The following is a 17,905-nucleotide window of genomic DNA, read 5'->3' as shown; positions in this document are numbered from 1 at the left end:
TGACCTTGAAGTTAACTTTAATCTTAGCATTTAAGTTAGACCTATAGGAGGAACACAATCATGATCAACAAGCTTCATTTACATCGCATATCTGTAATGTCATTCAGTTTGATACTTGCTACGGCAGCTTATGCAACTGAAACCAATTCACCCCAAATCAGTGGCAGCACCCATACTGCACAGTCCACAATCGTTGAATTTGGACCTTATAAAGTCGCTGTGCCTAAAGGTGGCTATTATGATCGCTTTCGCATGAATCCAAACTTAGATGACGTTGCAAAAGACCCTGCAGCAGGCAATATTGATTACTTCCGTAGTATTCCTAAAAAGCTGGTTGATACCCGAGTAGGTAAAGTCTGGTCACCGAATTTCTATTATCGAACCAGTAATGTTCAAGTATTGATGTTAGCGCCTATTGCAAAATTAAAAGCTAAGCTCCCCACTCCACTTCAACCTTTACAGCCACTCCCTGGTTATGGTTTGGTTTCATTGACCTTTTTCTCTTATGCCGTTGGTGATGTAGATCCCTATGATGAAGTTTCTGTCGCCATTGTGGTGCGCCAACCTAACGTACACCGCTTCAATAGTACTGAATTACTTAGCTCTATGCGAAAGCATCAATATTATGGCTATGTACTGGCATTACCTGTAAATACTGAGATTGCCCGTGTTCGTGGGGTTTATGGTTATCAATTGCCTAAATGGTTAACACCAATTGATATGAAAATTGGTAGCCACGATCTGCAAGCCCATATTTTTAATACCGATGGCACATCTGATTTAAGTCTAACAGCGCCTTTACCTAAAATTAAAACAGTCAAACCACAATCACGGATTGAAACCAAAACCATGTATCAGTTGGTTGATGGTAAATGGCACAGCACTTCTGTGGAATCGAATACGCTTGCATTTGGACAGAAGTTATTTCCTAAAAATGTGCAACTTGTTCGCAGTGATGGTCCGTTGAGCAAATTGCTTGATGATTTAGGTGCAAACAAGATATTACGTTTAGATGTAGTAAAAGATGCTCAATTGGCACTTAATATGCCCGTTCCTTTTCCTGCATTAGATCAAGCTAAAGAAAATACAAAATAGATATATGAGAAAAAATCCGCTTTCTGAATAAAGCGGATTTTTTATGATCAGAAATCACTTTTTCCTTTCCAATATTTTTAATCGCTTGCCCATAAAAAAGCCAATTACAGATTGTTCTGCAATTGGCTGTTGTTCAATCTATTAGCTAAGTATTAGCAAGTTGTTGCTCAGCTTAAGATGGAAGTGAATATGTACGCATTCGATTTTTATATTGGCGCGTACGACATGTCATTGCTGATTGTTGCAAAATCAACGCCCAAAGCGGAGAAACTTTTGGATTGGTTGATTTACCAAGACTGAGTTTACGCAACTGAAACTTCACTGTGGCCATATTGGCAAGCGATGCTAAGGTTTTATTTTCCCATGTAATTACTTTCAACTCTGGTGCCGTATTTTGCCCTCGCTTCCACTCATTTGGGAGATTTGGATCGATTGCCAAAGCTGTGGCAATCCCCACCATATCGACACCACTTTCAATGACTTGTTCAGCGACTTGTTTACGACGGATTCCTCCCGTCACCATCACAGGCATCTTGGCCACTTTACCAATTTCTTGAGCAAACTCTAAGAAGTAAGCTTCTCGCGCCAAGGTACGACCATCACGTGCCTGACCTTGCATTGCAGGTGCTTCATAGCTCCCGCCAGATAACTCAACCAGATCAACAGCCAGTTCGTTGAGCATCATAACCACTTGCTGTGCATCTTCAGCACTAAAACCACCGCGTTGGAAGTCAGCCGAGTTCAGCTTAACCGCCACTGTAAATCTGTCTGAAACCACAGCACGCACTGCTTTAACAATCTCAATCAAAATACGTGCACGATTTTCCAAAGAGCCACCCCATTGATCTTGGCGCTTATTACTGAGTGGCGAAAGAAACTGACTGAGTAAATAACCATGTGCCGCATGGATTTCAACACCAGTAAAGCCTGCTTTTTCTCCTAGACGTGCGGTGTTGGCAAAACGATGGATCACTTCATTAATCATGTCTTGGTTCATTTCAATCGGGGTATTAAAACGATCTGACATTTTGCCTAGATCTAAAGCAACCGCAGAAGGTGCCCAAGTCTCTTGACCTAAATTAGATTGCATTTGACGGCCAGGATGATTGATTTGCAACCACACTTGTGCACCCTTCGAACGACCGATTTGCGCCCAGCGTTTGAATGTATCCAAATATTTTTCATCTTCAAGTACGACACCACCGGGTCCTGTCATGGCACGACGATCTACCATGACATTACCTGTGATAATCAAACCTACACCTCCATCCGCCCAAGCTTGGTATAAACGCATCAGCTCTTCAGATGGCGCATGATTTAAGTCTGCCATATTTTCTTCCATTGCTGCTTTTGCAATACGATTGGGGATGTTCGAACCATTCGGGAAAACTAATTGTTCAAAGACTTTCATTTTGATTACCTCATTGAGTATGGCTTCACTTTAAGATTAAAGTAAACTTTAATGTCAATAGGTTTGATTGCACTTTATTAATATTTTCAAATCATCGAAATAAAATCATAAACTTAACAAGTGATACCAATATCAAAAAAATGCTTAAAATAAAAAATAGAGGCAAATATGCCTCTATTCTTGAATGGGATTTTGAATCAAATCAATGCCGCCTACGCACGAATGAATGCCAATAGATCTGGATTAATGACATCGGCATTCACGGTTAACATGCCATGAGAAAAACCTTTGTAGGTTTTTAAAGTTCCGTTTTGTACCAATTTGGCAGACAATGCCCCAGAATTTTCATAAGGTACAACTTGATCATCATCACCATGCATTACCAATACAGGGACTGAAATCTTTTTCAGGTCCTCAGTAAAATCAGTCTGGGAAAAGGCCACAATGCCATCATAATGTGCTTTTGCGCCACCCATCATGCCCTGACGCCACCAATTCCAGATCACAGGTTCAGATGGATTTGCATCTGGACGGTTAAAACCGTAGAAAGGCCCCGCTGGTAAATCATAGTAAAATTGCGAGCGGTTTTTAAATAACTGATTTTGCAAGTCATCAAAGACTTCTTTAGGTAGACCGTCAGGATTATTGGCTGTTTTGACCATAATAGGTGGTACCGCACTCACCAAAACGGCCTTGGCAACATTCGCTTCACCATGACGTGCAATATAATGAGCTACCTCACCACCACCTGTTGAGTGGCCAATATGAATCGCATTCTTAATCCCAAGATGCTGCACTACAGCTGCAACATCATCTGCATAATGGTCCATATCGTGCCCATCCCAGACTTGACTGGAACGACCATGCCCGCGACGGTCATGTGCGACAACACGGAAACCTTCATTTAAAAAGAATAATAGTTGGGCATCCCAATCATCTGAGCTGAGTGGCCAACCATGATGAAAAAATAAGACCTGTGCATCGCGAGGTCCCCAATCTTTATAAAAAATATCTACACCATCTTTTGTCGTAACGAATGCCATCTTTGTTTCTCCTGTGTAAGATTTACACTGTCGATTCATGATCTATGTTCTAATTAATTTACTTATAACTACATTTTTTAAGTACCATCCGTGTGGATAGTGTTTCTATACTAAGATTAAAGTTCGCTTTAAGGTCAATGCTTTTAGTCCTATTCTGATAATAAAAATGTAATTTAATGATTAAAAATAAACGAATGATCAATAGACTTACTCATTGAGATCAATGATTTTTTTCACAAAGTTAAATGTTTTCAGCACTTATTTTCTTTACATTGTTTCAACGAACCAGCTTTGTACTTATCAAATATCAAATTTTGCTGCTTGACATTAAAGTTCACTTTAATCTTATAGTGAACTCAGATATAAGAAATGTTCTTGTCATTGGCAGGCATTTTGAATGACTTGGTCAATCAAAGGTTTACGAATATGCAAAGCAATAAACAGTTTACTGAAGTTGAGTTTGGGCAACAAAAAGTCAATGTTCCCAAAGGTGGATATTATGACCGGTTTAGAATGAATCCCGATTTAGATCAAGTTGCACAGGATCCTGCCGCTGGCAATATTGATTTCTTTCGCAAAACGCCTAAACAATGGGTTGAATCGAGAGTTGGTCTGGTTTGGGCACCCAATTTTTATTATCGTAGTGGCAATGTACAAGTGCTGATGTTAGCACCACTTAAACAACTCAAGAAAAAATTACCCGCACCTTTAGAGCCTTTACAGGCCTTCCCCGGCTATGGGCTGGTCGCTGTTACCTTCTTTACATACTCTGTTTGTGATAATGATCCATATAATGAAGTCTCTGTCGCAATTGTGGTCCGTAAGCCTAATGCACATGGTTCTCATGCTTTAGAGCTCATCAGCTCGATTCGTCAACGCCATTTTTACGCACATGTTTTAGCGCTACCTGTAGATACAGAAATTGCGCGGGTCCGTGGTGTTTATGCTTACCAACTTCCTAAATGGCTCACTGAAATTAAGGTCGATATCAGCTCCAAAGACATGAATGCGAGCCTAAAGGATACAACGGGCAAAATCGATTTAAGCCTGATTGCACCGACACCTCACTTAAAGCAGGTAAAATCTGAATCACGTATGAGTCAAGCAACGATGTTACATCTGGTTGATGGCAAATGGCAGCAAACCTTGGTTCAATCTAATCTCTTATCTTTTGGACAAAAACTTCTGCCTAGAAAAGTCAAATTAGTCCGTCATGGTGGTCCTTTAAGTCAATTATTAAATGAACTTGGTGCGTCGAAGATTCTTCGTTTAGACGTGGTTCAAGACACACAAGTTATTCTCCATTTGCCCAAAGCACTTTAATATTCAACTCATCAAATCGTTAAGGAAAAACAAGTAATGACAAAATTAAATTATGATCTTGTGGTCTTTGGTGCGACTAGCTTCGTCGGCCAGATTCTAACCCAGTATTTGGCCGAATATTTTGCCACTCAAAAAGAACAGATCCGTTGGGCAATTGCTGGACGTTCCCAACAGAAATTACAACAGGTCAAAGATGGGCTTGGCGCTGTTGGACAGGCTGTTCCAATCTTGGTTGCTGATGCCAATAGTCAAACCGAGCTTGATGCACTTTGCGCACAAACACGTGTGGTCGTCTCAACGGTTGGCCCATATGCTTTGTATGGTGAACCGTTAATTCAAGCCTGTGTGAATAACGGAACAGATTATTGTGATCTGACTGGAGAAACCCAGTGGATTAAACACATGATCACCAAGTATGAAGCGCAAGCACAACTCTCAGGTGCGCGTATTGTGCATTGCTGTGGATTTGATTCAGTTCCATCGGATATGGGCGTTTATTACCTGCAGCAACAAGCACAACAGCAGTTTAATGCGCCTGCCACTCAAGTTTCCATGCGGGTTAAAACCTTAAAAGGTGGTGCATCTGGCGGTACAGTCGCGAGTTTGATCAATGTGATTCAAGAGGCTGCGGCTGATCCTGCATTGCGTAAAGATCTACTTAATCCATACATTCTCTGCCCCGCAGATCATGGCAATACCCAAAGACAGATTTATATCAAAAGTGCCAAATTCGATCCTGATTTTAATGCATGGATTGCGCCTTTTGTCATGGCTGCTGTAAATGAACGTGTGGTACAACGTTCTAATGCTTTATCGGGTAATGCCTATGGCAACAACTTTCGCTATAACGAAGCGATTTTGACAGGTGAAGGGCTAAAAGGACGTTTAAAAGCCTTAGCTGTGGTCTCTGGTCTGGGGGCATTTATGCTCGCTGCGGTCAGTAAACCGATTAGCCAAGTGATGGAACGTTATCTATTACCAAAGCCAGGAGAAGGCCCTACGCCGGAGCAACAATTGGCAGGCCGATTTGACTTACGTTTTGTGGGTAAAACCGATGCAGGACAAAGCCTAAAAATCAAAGTAACTGGTGACCGTGATCCTGGTTATGGCTCTACAGGAAAGATGTTGGGACAAGCAGCGCTGAGTCTTGCCATTGACCATGCCAAAAATGGCGAAAAATCGACTACTCAAGGTGGCTTTTGGACACCTGCGACCATGTTTGATGATCGATTTATTCAACGTTTAACAAAACATGCTGGGCTTACTTTTGAGCAGGTTTAAAATCTTCTGTTTTTAACTCCTCTGTTATAGGGGAACGTGTCAGTAAGTGAATACTCATTGTTAAAAACAGCATCATAAAACTTATCAGGCCTTAGAAATTAAGGCCTGATTTTAAAACTTAAAGCATGAGACGTTTTCTTGCAGCGAGATACTCTCTTTCAAGTCGAGTCACCAGTTCTTCGACTGAAGTAGTGGCTTTGATTGCATTTAAGCCTTGACCACATCCCCAGATGTCACGCCATGGTTTGACCTTATGCTGTGTACCATCTTCATTCGGTGTACTGAAATCCATATCTTTCAGATTACCTTCAGGTAAATTGGTTGGATCAAGCCCCGCCGCACGAATACTTGGTGCCAGATAGTTGCCATGTACACCAGTGAATAGGTTGGAATAGACAATTTCATCTGAATTATGATCGACAATCGCCTGCTTATAAGCGTCTTCTGCATTGGCTTCATGTGTGGCAATAAATGCTGAACCAATATAAGCAAAGTCTGCTCCCATTGCCTGTGCCGCAAGAACCGCATCACCAGTAGCAATCGCACCCGACAAAGCCAAAGGTCCATCAAACCATTCACGAATTTCCTGAATTAATGGAAATGGACTCTTGACGCCTGCATGACCACCAGCACCTGCAGCCACTGCAATCAAACCATCCGCACCTTTTTCTATTGCTTTTTTGGCAAAGGTATTGTTAATAACATCATGTAAAACGACACCACCATAACTATGTGTCGCATCATTGATTTCTGTTCTTGCACCAAGTGATGTAATCACAATCGGTACTTTGTATTTGACAATCAATTCCATGTCATGTTCAAGACGATTATTACTTTTATGCACGATCTGGTTGATTGCAAAAGGCGCTGCTAGTCGGTCTGGATGTAAGGCATTATGCTCAGCAATTCCTTCAGTAATCTCTTTCAGCCATTCTTCTAGCTTTTCGGCAGGTCGTGCATTCAATGCCGGCATCGAACCAATCACCCCAGCTTTACATTGCGCCAACACTAGCTTGGGCGTGCTAATAATAAATAACGGTGAACCAATTACAGGGAGTCTCAGGTTTTTCATTAATTCTGGAATTTTTGACATTACTTTTATCCTTTAGATACTCATTATTTCAAATAGATAAAGCCTTTTTTAGAAATAAGAAGCATTTCACTTTTTTAAAATTCACTTCATCATATCTAGATAAAAGTTTTTATGCAACAAGTTGCATAAACTTTACATTCACGACTGCTTAGTAAGTAAAATGACTAAGCAGTTGAATGAAAAATCTATTATTTAATTAAATATCAATATATTACATATTTACCGAACTTGATTTTAATCAGTAATGATTCTTGCCTCTCATGGTCATGCCTCAAATCAGTAGAAAATTCTTTTACTTCGCTGCCATACGATTCCCCTTTCTATCAGCATGATTAAATAAGAATCGTTACCAACAATATTAATGCGCTCGCTCTCAAAGATGGTATGCTTCGTTAATTTTTATTCTTTTATCAATCTCCTGGAGCTATTTTATGAGCGCAATGACAAAGAAGTTGCAACAGATGCGGTTTGCTTCTGTGCTTGAAGCCGTCACTTTATTGTTGCTATTCCTCGTGGCGATTCCACTCAAGTACGCATTTGATTTACCGATAGCGACAAAGATCATGGGGCCGATTCATGGTCTGGCATTTTTATTCTATCTTTGGAACTTAGTCCGTACTGCTTCACTTTGGTCTGGCGTAGAATTGTTTCGATTATTTGTGCTTGCCTTTATTCCATTTGGTGGCTTCTTTAACGAAAAATACATCGCACAACGTCAAGCCAAACTATAAGGCTCTTAAATTGATACTGAAGAAAGGAAATCTAATGATTTCCTTTCTTATTGTTTTAAAAATAAAAAAACTATTCATACCAAATCAATGCGTGATTTCACATCGGGTTCACATTCCAAATTTTATTATAATTTTAAAAGGAGTGAGATCATCAATATGAATGTTATAAAAACACTGGCTATCTCAACACTGAGCTTACTCTCCTTAGTTGCTTGTAAAAGCATATCGAGTTATACCGCTGATTATGACAAAGCAAATCAACAAATCAGTGGAATCCCCTTAAGTGATGCACAAGCTCAAATGATTGGTCAGGATTTTGTTTCCGCATTTAATAGTATGGGCACAGTAAATTTTGTAAAAAATGCAAGCCAACTCTATGCTGATAATTTGTACATTAATGACACGCTCTCTCAATTCTCAACTAAAAAAGAGCTGATGAAGCATTTTGAGGGAATGAATAAACATGTCAGTAAAGTATCGGTAAAATTAATTAGTGCAACCCATAAAAATGACTCTGCTTATATTCACTGGCAAATGATCTATGATTTTAAAATGTTTGGCCGAACAAAAAAAATGTCTTCCTATGGCATTAGCCAAATCAAAGTGAATGCTGAACATCTCATCATATTTCAACAAGACTATTGGGACCCAGCGAATGGTTTATATCGCTCTGTTCCATATATCGGAACAGGCTATTCTTTGCTTCTCCCCTTTAAGAAATAGTCTAAGATTTACGAAAATAAGTGCAGAATAAACTATGAACAATATTTCGTTATTAGAACAATTAAATAAAATTGAAGGTTTAATTTTCTTGGCCTTGGTAGATGCTTTTGATGGTTCTATTTTAGAATCTATAGATGAAGAGTCTTTTAATTTTGATTTCGCGGTGTCTGAAGGTGTGAATCTATTCAACTACCAGAAAAAGTTAATGGATGAAATTAGTCCTCATGATTTTCTGGAAAGTGTGCTCATGAGTACGGATCATCAATACCACATTATTACGCCACTAGAAACCAACCATAGTGTTTTCCTCTATGCAATTTTAGACCGTACTCAAACCAATTTAGGCTATGCAAGCTATGAAATTCAAAGGATTGAACGTGGTCTGAACTTCTACACTTATTAAATATGACTCAGTATATAGAAATAAAACAGACTGACTAAACAGTAGCATCTAGGTGAAAAAAATGAATAATTATTTTATGCAATTGGGATTTGGTTTTTTATTTCTTATATTAAATTCTAATCTGACTCATGCAAATATACAGAAATGCAAAACAGTACCTTTAGTCGTTACTACAAAAACAGTTGGCACTGTCAGCTACTATGCTGACAATTGTCATCAGAATTGGGAAAGTCAAAATATCCAATTAGATTTTGCGTACGACCAAAATATTCCAGAATGGGCATTTAAAAAAGCAGCCAACTATTATCTTAAAAGAAATATTAGCAATTTTGCTAACGACTCGGTATTAAACCAAATTACTGAACTGTACAAACCTGTAAAAAAAGGGGATTTATACTCTTTAGCCTATAGTCAAATGAACAAACAATTAAAGCTCTCTCTTAATCAGAAATTGTTAGGTTCGATCACAGACCCGCAAGCGAATCAATATTTCAAAATATGGTTTGGAAGCTCACCTTTTAATGCTAAATTAAAGCAACAATTACTAAATCAATAACTTGATCTAATTATTATGAACAATCAATTTATTCTTATGGTGGAAGATCATTATGAACTTGCCGCCACGGTTTGTGAGTTTCTAGAAGAACATGGCTTTGTTGTAGATCATGCACGTAACCTTGATGCCGCCCGCAACTTTTTAAAAACGCATCCTTACCATTTACTGTTGCTTGATATTAATTTACCTGATGGTTCAGGTTATGACTTATGCGAATGGCTCAGAACCGATCAAGGTAAAGACATTCCCATTTTAATGTTAACTGCAAGAGATACACTGGATGATAAATTAAAAGGTTTTAGTGCAGGAACAGACGACTATCTTGTCAAACCTTTTGATTTTAATGAACTGGTCATGCGTGTGCGTGCACTGATTAAACGTTCTCTCGGCGAAGTCTCAAGCAGTAAAATTCAAATCCATGATCTGATTTTAGACAGTGCGACTCAAACCATAACACGCGCAGGTCAATCGATTGAATTGCCACGGATTCAATTCAAATTACTCAAAATTTTGATGCGAAACTCCCCCAAAGTGATTACCAAACAAGAAATTATTATCGAGCTATGGGGCGATGAAGAACCTGAAAGCGATGCATTACGTAGTCATATCTACAATCTGAGAAAGATGATCGATAAACCTTTTCAGGAAAAATTGATCCATACCATTTCTGGTGTAGGTATAAAAGTTGCTTTAGATATCACAGCGCATTAATTCATATAGACCACAACAATCAAACCTGTTGTCTTTTCTAATTGCAGATGAGGATGCGTATTTAAATAATATTGTCGGTCGAATAACTCAACTCGCCAGCCCAACTGGGTACATAATTTCTTAACCAACTGTAAACCAATGCCGTGACCTTTGGCGGTAAGTTGAAGTTGTGAACTATTTAACTCCTGAACTTTACAATCATTCGGCATTGCAATACCAATCCCATTATCGGCAATTAGAATACTATTTTTACGTTGAATGATATGAATATTAGAACCTTGAGAATAATTCAATGCGTTACGTAAAATATTGCTCAACACCATTTTTGTCATCGAAGGATAAATCCAGCGTGCTGACTCATCAGCATCATCATGGACAAAAATCTGCACCCCCTTGCCTAGACTGACAGGTTCCAAATCTCTGACTAAATCACCAATGATTTTGGATAACTTCACTTGCTCAGCAATCAATGTATTGGTTGTATTACGTGCAATTGCCAGCAAAGTTTCAACCAGTAATTGCATATCATCAATGGTATTCGAAATACGATGCAGTGATTTATCTTCGCCGTACTTGACCTGACACAGCTGCACATTGCCTTTTAAAATCGTCAATGGTGTCCGTAACTCATGACTGACATCGCCTGTAAATTCGCGCTCTCGGTTAATAAACTCACTCAATACTTGATGGTATTTTTCTAATGCTTGTTTTAAATATTCAGCTTCCAGATTGCCATTGGTACTGATTCCTTGGAATGGAGATGCTTCCTTATACTGATGTGCCCAATCAATATGTTCTAAGGCATTCGCTAAACGGGTAATTGGCGAGAAATAACGTTTAGCACGCCGATTTGACCACCATAAAATACTATACAGTACAATCAAACTGAACATTAAGGGTGCTAAACCGAACATCCAGACGATTTTATTCACATTGCTTTCACCAAAAACCAGCAGCACATGCTGCCCGTTTTTTTCACCATAAACGGTCATACGATCTTTTCCGTCTACAAAGATTCGGTGAACACCTTGTTTTAGCGATTGATTTTGAAATGCTAAAGGTGGTTTTTCACTTTTCCAGCGATAGCCATATAAGTTTTTAGTATCGGGCAAATCAGCATTTGGATTACGATCAACACGCATCCAGTAATGCTCCATTTCTTGTTCAAGTGCGGTTTTAAGCAATGAGCCTTTGATCACCCAGGCACTGCATGCAATCCCAATAATAATCGAAAGCGCGATCAGTCCAATTTGCAACCAATAATAACGATTAAACATCCGACTCAGTGGACGGTTATTGGTATCGCTTTTATTGGTTTTAAACATAATCTTGCCTATTTACACAACTGCTTGTTTTAATTATACGGCTTTCTTTTTGAACAGGAAGTGACCAATGATCCATTCTTGCCCCTGCTCAAATCCAAACAATTCAGCACAAGCCATAAAAAAGATACGCCAACGTTGCCACCATGCTGCCGCATCTTGCCCATACACCTTTTCAAAAAGTGGTTTTAATTGTTCAGCATTACGATCCATGTTTTCCAGCCATGCATTTGCTGTTTTTTCATAATGAGTTCCAGACCATTGCCAATGTTGCGATAATTCCAGATGCTGTTGAAAGTGTAAAAATGTCGAACTTGCAGGCATCAATCCACCTGTAAAAAAGTATCGCGACATCCAGTCATATTCACTTTTGATTTCGAAAGGATAGTGTAAGAAACGATGGCAGAAAATATGACACCATAACAGTCCATCCGCTTTGAGCCACGATTGGATTTTTTCAAAAAGCTTTTGGTAATTTCTTACATGTTCAAACATTTCGACTGAAACAACACGATCAAATGTGTTTTGCTGCAATTCCAGGACATTGACATCACAGGTAATAACATCAATATTCATCAAGCCATATTTCTCAGCTTTGGACAAAATATGCTGACGTTGCGTCGCTGAATTGGAAACAGCCGTAATTTTTGCATTTGGATAACGCTCTGCCATCCACAGCGTAAACGAACCCCAGCCACACCCTAATTCCAAGATATGTTGCCCATCGTTTAACTGGGCACGATCGCTATAAATCTGCAATGCGAACTCTTCAGCTTCATCTAATTCAGTTCGATCATGTGGAAAGAAACAAGCACTATATTTAAGTCGTTTTCCTAAAACCGCCTCAAAAAAAGCCGTGGGCAATTCATAGTGTTGCTCATTGGCTTTATCGGTTTCAATTGCGATCTGGCTATGCTTCAACATATTCAGCACATCCATATAACGTTGAGCACCTTGTTCGGGGTCATAGCGACCTTCTTGAATCAAACGCTTCTTACTGAGAGCACGAATTGCTGCACGAATCGCCTGATCAGGTACTAAACCACTTTCAACAAGTTTTAATGATTGATTAATAATAAAGTCCATGTGCGTACCTACTCTTTTGGTTTCCACGGAATAAACATTGAAGTTCGTTTTTTATAATCGAGATAATTTTGACCTCGATTTTTTAATGCTTGTTGTTCACTAAATGGAATACCGGTGATGTAATACAAAAATAGCCACATCAAGACTGGATATATCCATAGACTGTATAACCCTGCTGCAAGTCCTATTATTGGATATGCAAACCAGTGTATCCATTCAAAAAAATAATTGGGATGCCGCGAATAACGCCACAGACCTTGATCCATGGTTTTGCCATCATTTTGTTTTTGTTGCTTGAAATGAAACAATTGCTGATCTGCGACCACTTCACCTAGAAATGCAATCAGCATCACCACTCCAGCAATAATCAAGTAAACATGAGTCTGTGGACTCCATACAGCACTCGGTACATGTAGTAAAGTCCACATTGGGATGGTAAATAAGATTGCCAAACCCGCCTGAAACATAAAAAAGGAATAAAAACCAATATGTTGATATTTCCCCATCGCACGACGCATATTGGCATATCGGCGATCTTCTACTGATTCCGCTTGATACCGACGCCATAAATGCCAACTTAAACGTATAAACCAGATTGAACTGAATATGCCAATAAACAATCTAACATTCATCAAAGCATCATCCACTAACCATGCAGTTATCAGAATATTCAGCGCAATGCAAAAACTCCAAGCAACATCAACGATGCCAGCACGGTGATTGTATGTTGCCCATAACCAACAACCTGTCATTAACACAGCATCAAGTAAAAACAATTGCCACAACATCACTGTCTCCTTGATACCTTAAATCAGTGGATAATTAATAAGGGCTTGCTTCAAATAAAAGCTGTGCATCGCTAATGACCGCTTCTTTAAAGCCGCCCTCGCAATAACACAAATAAAAGTCCCACATTCGAATAAAGTTTTCATCAAAACCTAAAGCAAGAACTTGTGCTTTGGCATTTAAAAAACGTTCCCGCCATTGATGAATGGTTTCAGCATAACTTTGGCCAATATCCTCCAGATGTTTCAAGCGTAACTTCTGCTCTGAAGCCGCTTGTGTTAACACACTGATAGATGGGATGAAACTCCCGGGAAAAATATAGCGCTTAATATAATCTACGCTATGCAGTGCTTTTTTATATCGCGCATCTTCGATCGTAATGGCTTGAATCAGACCTAGGCCATTTGGTTTTAATAAGGTTCTACATTGATTAAAGTAATTAGATAAATATTGCTCACCAACAGCTTCTATCATTTCGATCGAAACTAACTTATCAAATTTCCCTTCTAGTAGCCGATAATCTTTAAGTTGGACATTAACTCGATGGCTTAGACCAGCATTGGCAACTCTTTGGATTGCTTCATTATATTGTGCTTGTGAGATGGTAATCGTGGTTACTTTACAGCCGTAATGCTGAGCGGCATAGACAGCAAAACCTCCCCAGCCACTACCGATTTCAACCAGATGATCCATGGGTTTAAGTTGTAACTTCTGACAGATCAACTCTTTTTTATAATCAGAAGCTTGCTCTAGCGTCATCTCCTTGTGCTTGTACACTGCACTAGAGTACATCATGGAAGAATCAAGAAATAATTTGAAAAATTCATTACTTAAATCATAGTGTTCCGCAATATTTTTACGGCTGCCTGCCAACGAATTTTTGCGGGATCTATACCATGCTTTTAATAACAATTGGCTGGCTTGTGATATAAGGTTTTGATTGATCTTATCCAAAACGTCGCGATTTCTTGCCAATATCTGAATGAGTTCGACCAGATTTTCACTACTCCAATAGCCACGAATATAGCCCTCCGCGGCACCAAGCACACCATTTTTAAAAATGAGATCAATTAGATCTTCGTGATGAATATCTACAGTTACTTCCAGATCAGAAACTTCACCGACAGTTCCATTCCATTCACCACGAAAGTGAATTTGTCCATGTCGAAGTTTCAGCAAGCCGCGTAAAACCAATGGAAGTGTGTCTTGTTCACCAAAAATTAGCGTTTTTATCATCTCGTTCTAAATCCTTATTCTTTTTGGGATGTCGATAAAATGGAACTTTTTTAAGCCATAGTTGAAATGCTTGTACATAAATTGAAGCTAACATTTTGAAAGGTTCAAATATATGTTGAATAGCATAACGACTAAGCTGTGAAGGAAGTGTGATGTGCGCTAATCCAAACCGCATCGTTGCATCAAAAATGAATTGCTGGTTTTGATAAAGCTGCATATGAATCACATTTTGACTATTAGAGAAGTTAAATTTCCATTTGTATTGAATATCCATTGGCATAAATGGCGAGACATGAAAACTTTTCTCGAAATCAAACTCATAACTGTCATAAGGACTATGATTTTTCAACTTCTGCTGGCAATCATGTACATAAACCTTGTGCTCATTCCAAGGTGTATTGGTTATCTCGCTCAGTATGAAGACAGGCTGTTTTTGACGATTTAAAATGAAATAGAACACAACCGAATTAAAACTAAAACCCAAGCTTCGTGGTAAGGCCAAGACACGGATTTCTGATTGCGTGGTCAAAATCGTATCTGCTTGCTGCAATAAAATTTTTGTTATTTTTTCTCGCAAATTACCGCTATAGCCTTTAAGGAAATCCTGATCAGATATATTGAGAATATTCCAATGGTTTGTAGAGCATAACCTTGATTGTTTGAGATTTTCCGCTATTCGATCTGGATCAAAATATAAATAGCTCAATGTCGCGTCAAACTGATGAGGTTTGGGGCTAAAACGGCGATGCCTGATTTTAGCTTTCGCAATTGCAAGTTGAGCTTCTAACATCGACTCCCCCCATATCTTCATCAGCAATTGACATCAGATGGTTCACGACGCGGTCAGCGCTTCTCGCACCATCTTCATGAAATCCCCATCCCCAGTAAGCACCGCAAAATGAACTACGCTTGTAGCCGTTTATCTCATGCCAGCGAGATTGTGCTGCAATCGCAGTTTGATTGAACACAGGATGCCGATAATGTCGTTCAACATAAATATGATCTTTGGCGATTGGCATATTTGGATTGAGCGTAGAAAAAACCTGCGTCTTACAGTCCAGATTCTGCAAACTGTTCATCCAGTAGCTAAACCCGTAATGAACGCTATCCGCCGAAGCTTCTTTTTGAGCTGTAACATGTACGTGCCAACTGGCCCACTGCGATTGGGATTTTGGCATGATTGATCTATCAGCATGGACGACCATCACGTTATCTTGATAAGCAAAGCACCCTAATATGTCATGCTCTTTCTCGGAAGGCTCTTTAAGCAACTTTAAAGTATCATCGGCATGACTGGCAAAAATCACCCAATCAAATTGCTCCTGCCCATGCGCAGTTATAATTGAAATATGATTTTCACTTCTTATTACATGTTGTACTTCAGTTTTCTTCCAAATGAGCGTTGGGCATTCACGCTGAATCGCGTAGATATAAGATGCTGATCCGCCTTTGACCGTTTGCCATTGTGGGCGATCTTTTAATTGCAACATCCGGTGATGCTGAAAAAAACTAACGACAAACTTATACGGAATCTTGCCAATCTGCTCCACAGGGCTTGACCAGAGTGCTCCGCACATTGGATATAAGTGCTCATCTCTAAAGACTTGTGAATAACCATGTTTATTGAGATATTCTTCAATGCTTAAATTTGTATCAAGTTCATCAACAGCAATCTCTTTATTTTCTCGATAAAAGCGAACTAAATCCGATAACATTAAGCGAAAGTTTTTATTTAGAAAATTTTGTGGTCTCGTTAATAACGACCATTTTTTTGAAGGATTATATTGTAGCCCCGTCACCTGATTATTGACTGAAAAACTCATGTCGCTGTTCTGTGCTTTGACTCCAAGCTCGGCAAGCATCGCACTAAATAATGGATAGTTATGTGCGTTAAAAACAATAAAACCACTGTCTATGGCAACTTTTTTTTGATCAATCCGAAACTCATGTGTATCGGTATGTCCACCAAAATAGTTTTCTTTTTCAAAGATGGTAACTTGATGCTGTTTTGATAACTTCCAAGCCGCATATAATCCAGATATCCCAGAGCCGACGATTGCAATTTTCATAAAACACCCCCGTCACTGTTCTTTTCTATCTTAGTTTTCAAACTGTCTAGATGGATTTTATGCGCATCATATATCCGTTGAGGCACAGGCTTGATTGCCCATATGAGTCCACAAAAAGACATCGCTTTCAGAACATAATAAGTGACATCAATTTGCCACCAGAAAAAACCTTGCCGTGTACTGCCAGCATAATAATGATGATTGTTATGCCAACCTTCACCTAGAGTGATGATCGATAAAAACAGATTATTACGACTGTTGTCTCGGGTATCAAAATCTCGACGTCCATACAGATGAGCCAGCGAATTAATACATAAAGTCGCATGAATCAATAACAGCGTTGAAACCACAAATCCCCAAACCAGCAACTGTGGTCCTGAAGTACCCAAATTGGGATAAGCAAAGGCTAACCAATCGCCTAGCAAATAAATCGCAAAAGCGGTTATTAAAACAATGACAAAACTAAAACGGTCTAACCAAACAATCTCAGGGAATTTTAGCCAATCTTTAATAATTTCTTTGCGAGTGGAAAAGTTCTGCTGATTCAAGAACCATCCAACATGGCTATACCAAAACCCATGTGTAGATGAATGTGGGTCATGTTCAGTGTCGGTGAAACGATGGTGATAACGATGATGTGCCGTCCACCAGAGTGGACCACGTTGTGCGCTCATGGTCCCAATCAGAAGAAAAATAAACTGTACTGAGCGTGATGTTTGAAATGTTTTATGTGATAAATACCGATGGAAGAATGCTGTAATTGCAAACATTCTAATCATATAGAAGAGAACCATAAACCAGACAGCGAACCATGAAACGCCCACCCAAAACACAGCTAAGCAAGCGATATGCAATAAAATAAACGGAATAATTCGCAACCATTGGATCTGAGTATCTTTGCTGGTTTTAGATGCTTCGAATTCTGCTAATCCAGAAGTATCCGTAATCGACCAACTGTCTATCCATCCCAGAAAAAACTTTAACATTGATTGTTCCTAACCCATCTCTTCTTATGCTTATAATCTTAGTCAATTCG

18 protein-coding genes are annotated in these 17,905 nt (G+C 39.2%); 8 read left to right on the top strand and 10 right to left on the bottom strand.

The annotated features are described in order from the left end of the window. The first annotated feature begins 60 nt into the window (after positions 1 to 60). Complete coding sequence (locus A7P54_RS06200) at positions 61 to 1,095, top strand: acetoacetate decarboxylase (protein WP_171549004.1); 1,035 nt, start codon at positions 61 to 63, stop codon at positions 1,093 to 1,095. Between the two features lie 172 nt (positions 1,096 to 1,267). Here A7P54_RS06200 and A7P54_RS06195 read toward each other — a convergent pair whose 3' ends face one another. Next, complete coding sequence (locus A7P54_RS06195) at positions 1,268 to 2,506, bottom strand: NADH:flavin oxidoreductase/NADH oxidase family protein (RefSeq protein WP_171549003.1); 1,239 nt, start codon at positions 2,504 to 2,506, stop codon at positions 1,268 to 1,270. A gap of 212 nt (positions 2,507 to 2,718) precedes the next feature. Then, positions 2,719 to 3,549: an alpha/beta hydrolase gene (locus A7P54_RS06190; RefSeq protein ID WP_005203741.1), complete on the bottom strand. Its 831-nt coding sequence runs from the start codon at positions 3,547 to 3,549 to the stop codon at positions 2,719 to 2,721. 426 nt (positions 3,550 to 3,975) lie between these two features. Here A7P54_RS06190 and A7P54_RS06185 point away from each other — a divergent pair, with 426 nt between their 5' ends. Both A7P54_RS06185 and A7P54_RS06180 read left to right on the top strand, forming a co-directional pair. Next, the gene (locus A7P54_RS06185) at positions 3,976 to 4,872 is read left to right on the top strand and encodes an acetoacetate decarboxylase family protein (RefSeq protein WP_171549002.1); all 897 of its coding nucleotides are present in this window, start codon (positions 3,976 to 3,978) and stop codon (positions 4,870 to 4,872) included. A gap of 36 nt (positions 4,873 to 4,908) precedes the next feature. Continuing rightward, entirely contained in the window at positions 4,909 to 6,153 is a 1,245-nt protein-coding gene (locus A7P54_RS06180; protein ID WP_171549001.1) for a saccharopine dehydrogenase NADP-binding domain-containing protein, read from the top strand. A gap of 118 nt (positions 6,154 to 6,271) precedes the next feature. Here the strand turns inward: A7P54_RS06180 and A7P54_RS06175 are convergent, their stop codons facing one another. Further along, positions 6,272 to 7,246: a nitronate monooxygenase family protein gene (locus A7P54_RS06175; RefSeq protein WP_171549000.1), complete on the bottom strand. Its 975-nt coding sequence runs from the start codon at positions 7,244 to 7,246 to the stop codon at positions 6,272 to 6,274. A 431-nt stretch (positions 7,247 to 7,677) separates the two neighbouring features. Here A7P54_RS06175 and A7P54_RS06170 point away from each other — a divergent pair, with 431 nt between their 5' ends. The 5 genes from A7P54_RS06170 (at position 7,678) to A7P54_RS06150 (ending at position 10,370) form a co-directional block, all read left to right on the top strand. Then, on the top strand, positions 7,678 to 7,977 hold the full coding sequence (locus A7P54_RS06170) for a DUF3817 domain-containing protein (protein WP_151716332.1): 300 nt from the start codon (positions 7,678 to 7,680) through the stop codon (positions 7,975 to 7,977). 156 nt (positions 7,978 to 8,133) lie between these two features. Then, positions 8,134 to 8,700 (top strand): nuclear transport factor 2 family protein, encoded by a 567-nt coding sequence (locus A7P54_RS06165; RefSeq protein WP_171548999.1) that lies wholly within the window; start codon positions 8,134 to 8,136, stop codon positions 8,698 to 8,700. Between the two features lie 34 nt (positions 8,701 to 8,734). Then, complete coding sequence (locus A7P54_RS06160) at positions 8,735 to 9,103, top strand: roadblock/LC7 domain-containing protein (RefSeq protein ID WP_171548998.1); 369 nt, start codon at positions 8,735 to 8,737, stop codon at positions 9,101 to 9,103. A 61-nt stretch (positions 9,104 to 9,164) separates the two neighbouring features. Next, positions 9,165 to 9,659: a chalcone isomerase family protein gene (locus A7P54_RS06155; protein WP_171548997.1), complete on the top strand. Its 495-nt coding sequence runs from the start codon at positions 9,165 to 9,167 to the stop codon at positions 9,657 to 9,659. A gap of 15 nt (positions 9,660 to 9,674) precedes the next feature. Beyond that, positions 9,675 to 10,370 (top strand): response regulator transcription factor, encoded by a 696-nt coding sequence (locus A7P54_RS06150; RefSeq protein WP_171548996.1) that lies wholly within the window; start codon positions 9,675 to 9,677, stop codon positions 10,368 to 10,370. On the opposite strand, the gene A7P54_RS06145 is transcribed toward A7P54_RS06150, so the two are convergent. The 7 genes from A7P54_RS06145 to A7P54_RS06115 are packed head-to-tail and all read right to left on the bottom strand — an operon-like array spanning position 10,367 to position 17,855. After that, positions 10,367 to 11,695: a HAMP domain-containing sensor histidine kinase gene (locus A7P54_RS06145; RefSeq protein ID WP_171548995.1), complete on the bottom strand. Its 1,329-nt coding sequence runs from the start codon at positions 11,693 to 11,695 to the stop codon at positions 10,367 to 10,369. The two genes, A7P54_RS06150 and A7P54_RS06145, sit on opposite strands and share 4 nt — an antisense overlap. Positions 11,696 to 11,728: 33 nt before the next feature. After that, positions 11,729 to 12,778: a cyclopropane-fatty-acyl-phospholipid synthase family protein gene (locus tag A7P54_RS06140; protein WP_171548994.1), complete on the bottom strand. Its 1,050-nt coding sequence runs from the start codon at positions 12,776 to 12,778 to the stop codon at positions 11,729 to 11,731. 8 nt (positions 12,779 to 12,786) lie between these two features. Beyond that, on the bottom strand, positions 12,787 to 13,566 hold the full coding sequence (locus A7P54_RS06135; RefSeq protein WP_171548993.1) for a DUF1295 domain-containing protein: 780 nt from the start codon (positions 13,564 to 13,566) through the stop codon (positions 12,787 to 12,789). 34 nt (positions 13,567 to 13,600) lie between these two features. After that, a complete protein-coding gene (locus tag A7P54_RS06130; protein ID WP_171548992.1) occupies positions 13,601 to 14,800 on the bottom strand; it encodes a cyclopropane-fatty-acyl-phospholipid synthase family protein in 1,200 nt (399 codons plus the stop codon). Then, positions 14,775 to 15,590 (bottom strand): DUF1365 domain-containing protein, encoded by an 816-nt coding sequence (locus tag A7P54_RS06125; RefSeq protein WP_171548991.1) that lies wholly within the window; start codon positions 15,588 to 15,590, stop codon positions 14,775 to 14,777. The genes A7P54_RS06130 and A7P54_RS06125 overlap by 26 nt, the downstream gene beginning before the upstream one ends. Further along, entirely contained in the window at positions 15,556 to 16,869 is a 1,314-nt protein-coding gene (locus tag A7P54_RS06120; protein ID WP_033132834.1) for an NAD(P)-binding protein, read from the bottom strand. Before A7P54_RS06120 ends, A7P54_RS06125 begins: the two co-directional genes overlap by 35 nt. Then, a complete protein-coding gene (locus tag A7P54_RS06115) occupies positions 16,866 to 17,855 on the bottom strand; it encodes an acyl-CoA desaturase (protein WP_005313755.1) in 990 nt (329 codons plus the stop codon). The genes A7P54_RS06120 and A7P54_RS06115 overlap by 4 nt, the downstream gene beginning before the upstream one ends. Positions 17,856 to 17,905 lie beyond the last annotated feature (50 nt).

This window comes from Acinetobacter sp. Ac_3412, assembly GCF_013072675.1.
Classification (GTDB): Bacteria; Pseudomonadota; Gammaproteobacteria; order Pseudomonadales; family Moraxellaceae; genus Acinetobacter; species Acinetobacter higginsii.
This window is presented reverse-complemented; position numbering and strand designations above follow the sequence as displayed.

What these genes read in the sequence shown, in the direction of transcription:
- A7P54_RS06200 (WP_171549004.1), top strand. Translation starts at nt 61, where the DNA reads ATGATCAACAAGCTTCATTTACATCGCATATCTGTAATGTCATTCAGT.
- A7P54_RS06195 (WP_171549003.1), bottom strand. Translation starts at nt 2,506, where the DNA reads ATGAAAGTCTTTGAACAATTAGTTTTCCCGAATGGTTCGAACATCCCC.
- A7P54_RS06190 (WP_005203741.1), bottom strand. Translation starts at nt 3,549, where the DNA reads ATGGCATTCGTTACGACAAAAGATGGTGTAGATATTTTTTATAAAGAT.
- A7P54_RS06185 (WP_171549002.1), top strand. Translation starts at nt 3,976, where the DNA reads ATGCAAAGCAATAAACAGTTTACTGAAGTTGAGTTTGGGCAACAAAAA.
- A7P54_RS06180 (WP_171549001.1), top strand. Translation starts at nt 4,909, where the DNA reads ATGACAAAATTAAATTATGATCTTGTGGTCTTTGGTGCGACTAGCTTC.
- A7P54_RS06175 (WP_171549000.1), bottom strand. Translation starts at nt 7,246, where the DNA reads ATGTCAAAAATTCCAGAATTAATGAAAAACCTGAGACTCCCTGTAATT.
- A7P54_RS06170 (WP_151716332.1), top strand. Translation starts at nt 7,678, where the DNA reads ATGAGCGCAATGACAAAGAAGTTGCAACAGATGCGGTTTGCTTCTGTG.
- A7P54_RS06165 (WP_171548999.1), top strand. Translation starts at nt 8,134, where the DNA reads ATGAATGTTATAAAAACACTGGCTATCTCAACACTGAGCTTACTCTCC.
- A7P54_RS06160 (WP_171548998.1), top strand. Translation starts at nt 8,735, where the DNA reads ATGAACAATATTTCGTTATTAGAACAATTAAATAAAATTGAAGGTTTA.
- A7P54_RS06155 (WP_171548997.1), top strand. Translation starts at nt 9,165, where the DNA reads ATGAATAATTATTTTATGCAATTGGGATTTGGTTTTTTATTTCTTATA.
- A7P54_RS06150 (WP_171548996.1), top strand. Translation starts at nt 9,675, where the DNA reads ATGAACAATCAATTTATTCTTATGGTGGAAGATCATTATGAACTTGCC.
- A7P54_RS06145 (WP_171548995.1), bottom strand. Translation starts at nt 11,695, where the DNA reads ATGTTTAAAACCAATAAAAGCGATACCAATAACCGTCCACTGAGTCGG.
- A7P54_RS06140 (WP_171548994.1), bottom strand. Translation starts at nt 12,778, where the DNA reads ATGGACTTTATTATTAATCAATCATTAAAACTTGTTGAAAGTGGTTTA.
- A7P54_RS06135 (WP_171548993.1), bottom strand. Translation starts at nt 13,566, where the DNA reads ATGTTGTGGCAATTGTTTTTACTTGATGCTGTGTTAATGACAGGTTGT.
- A7P54_RS06130 (WP_171548992.1), bottom strand. Translation starts at nt 14,800, where the DNA reads ATGATAAAAACGCTAATTTTTGGTGAACAAGACACACTTCCATTGGTT.
- A7P54_RS06125 (WP_171548991.1), bottom strand. Translation starts at nt 15,590, where the DNA reads ATGTTAGAAGCTCAACTTGCAATTGCGAAAGCTAAAATCAGGCATCGC.
- A7P54_RS06120 (WP_033132834.1), bottom strand. Translation starts at nt 16,869, where the DNA reads ATGAAAATTGCAATCGTCGGCTCTGGGATATCTGGATTATATGCGGCT.
- A7P54_RS06115 (WP_005313755.1), bottom strand. Translation starts at nt 17,855, where the DNA reads ATGTTAAAGTTTTTTCTGGGATGGATAGACAGTTGGTCGATTACGGAT.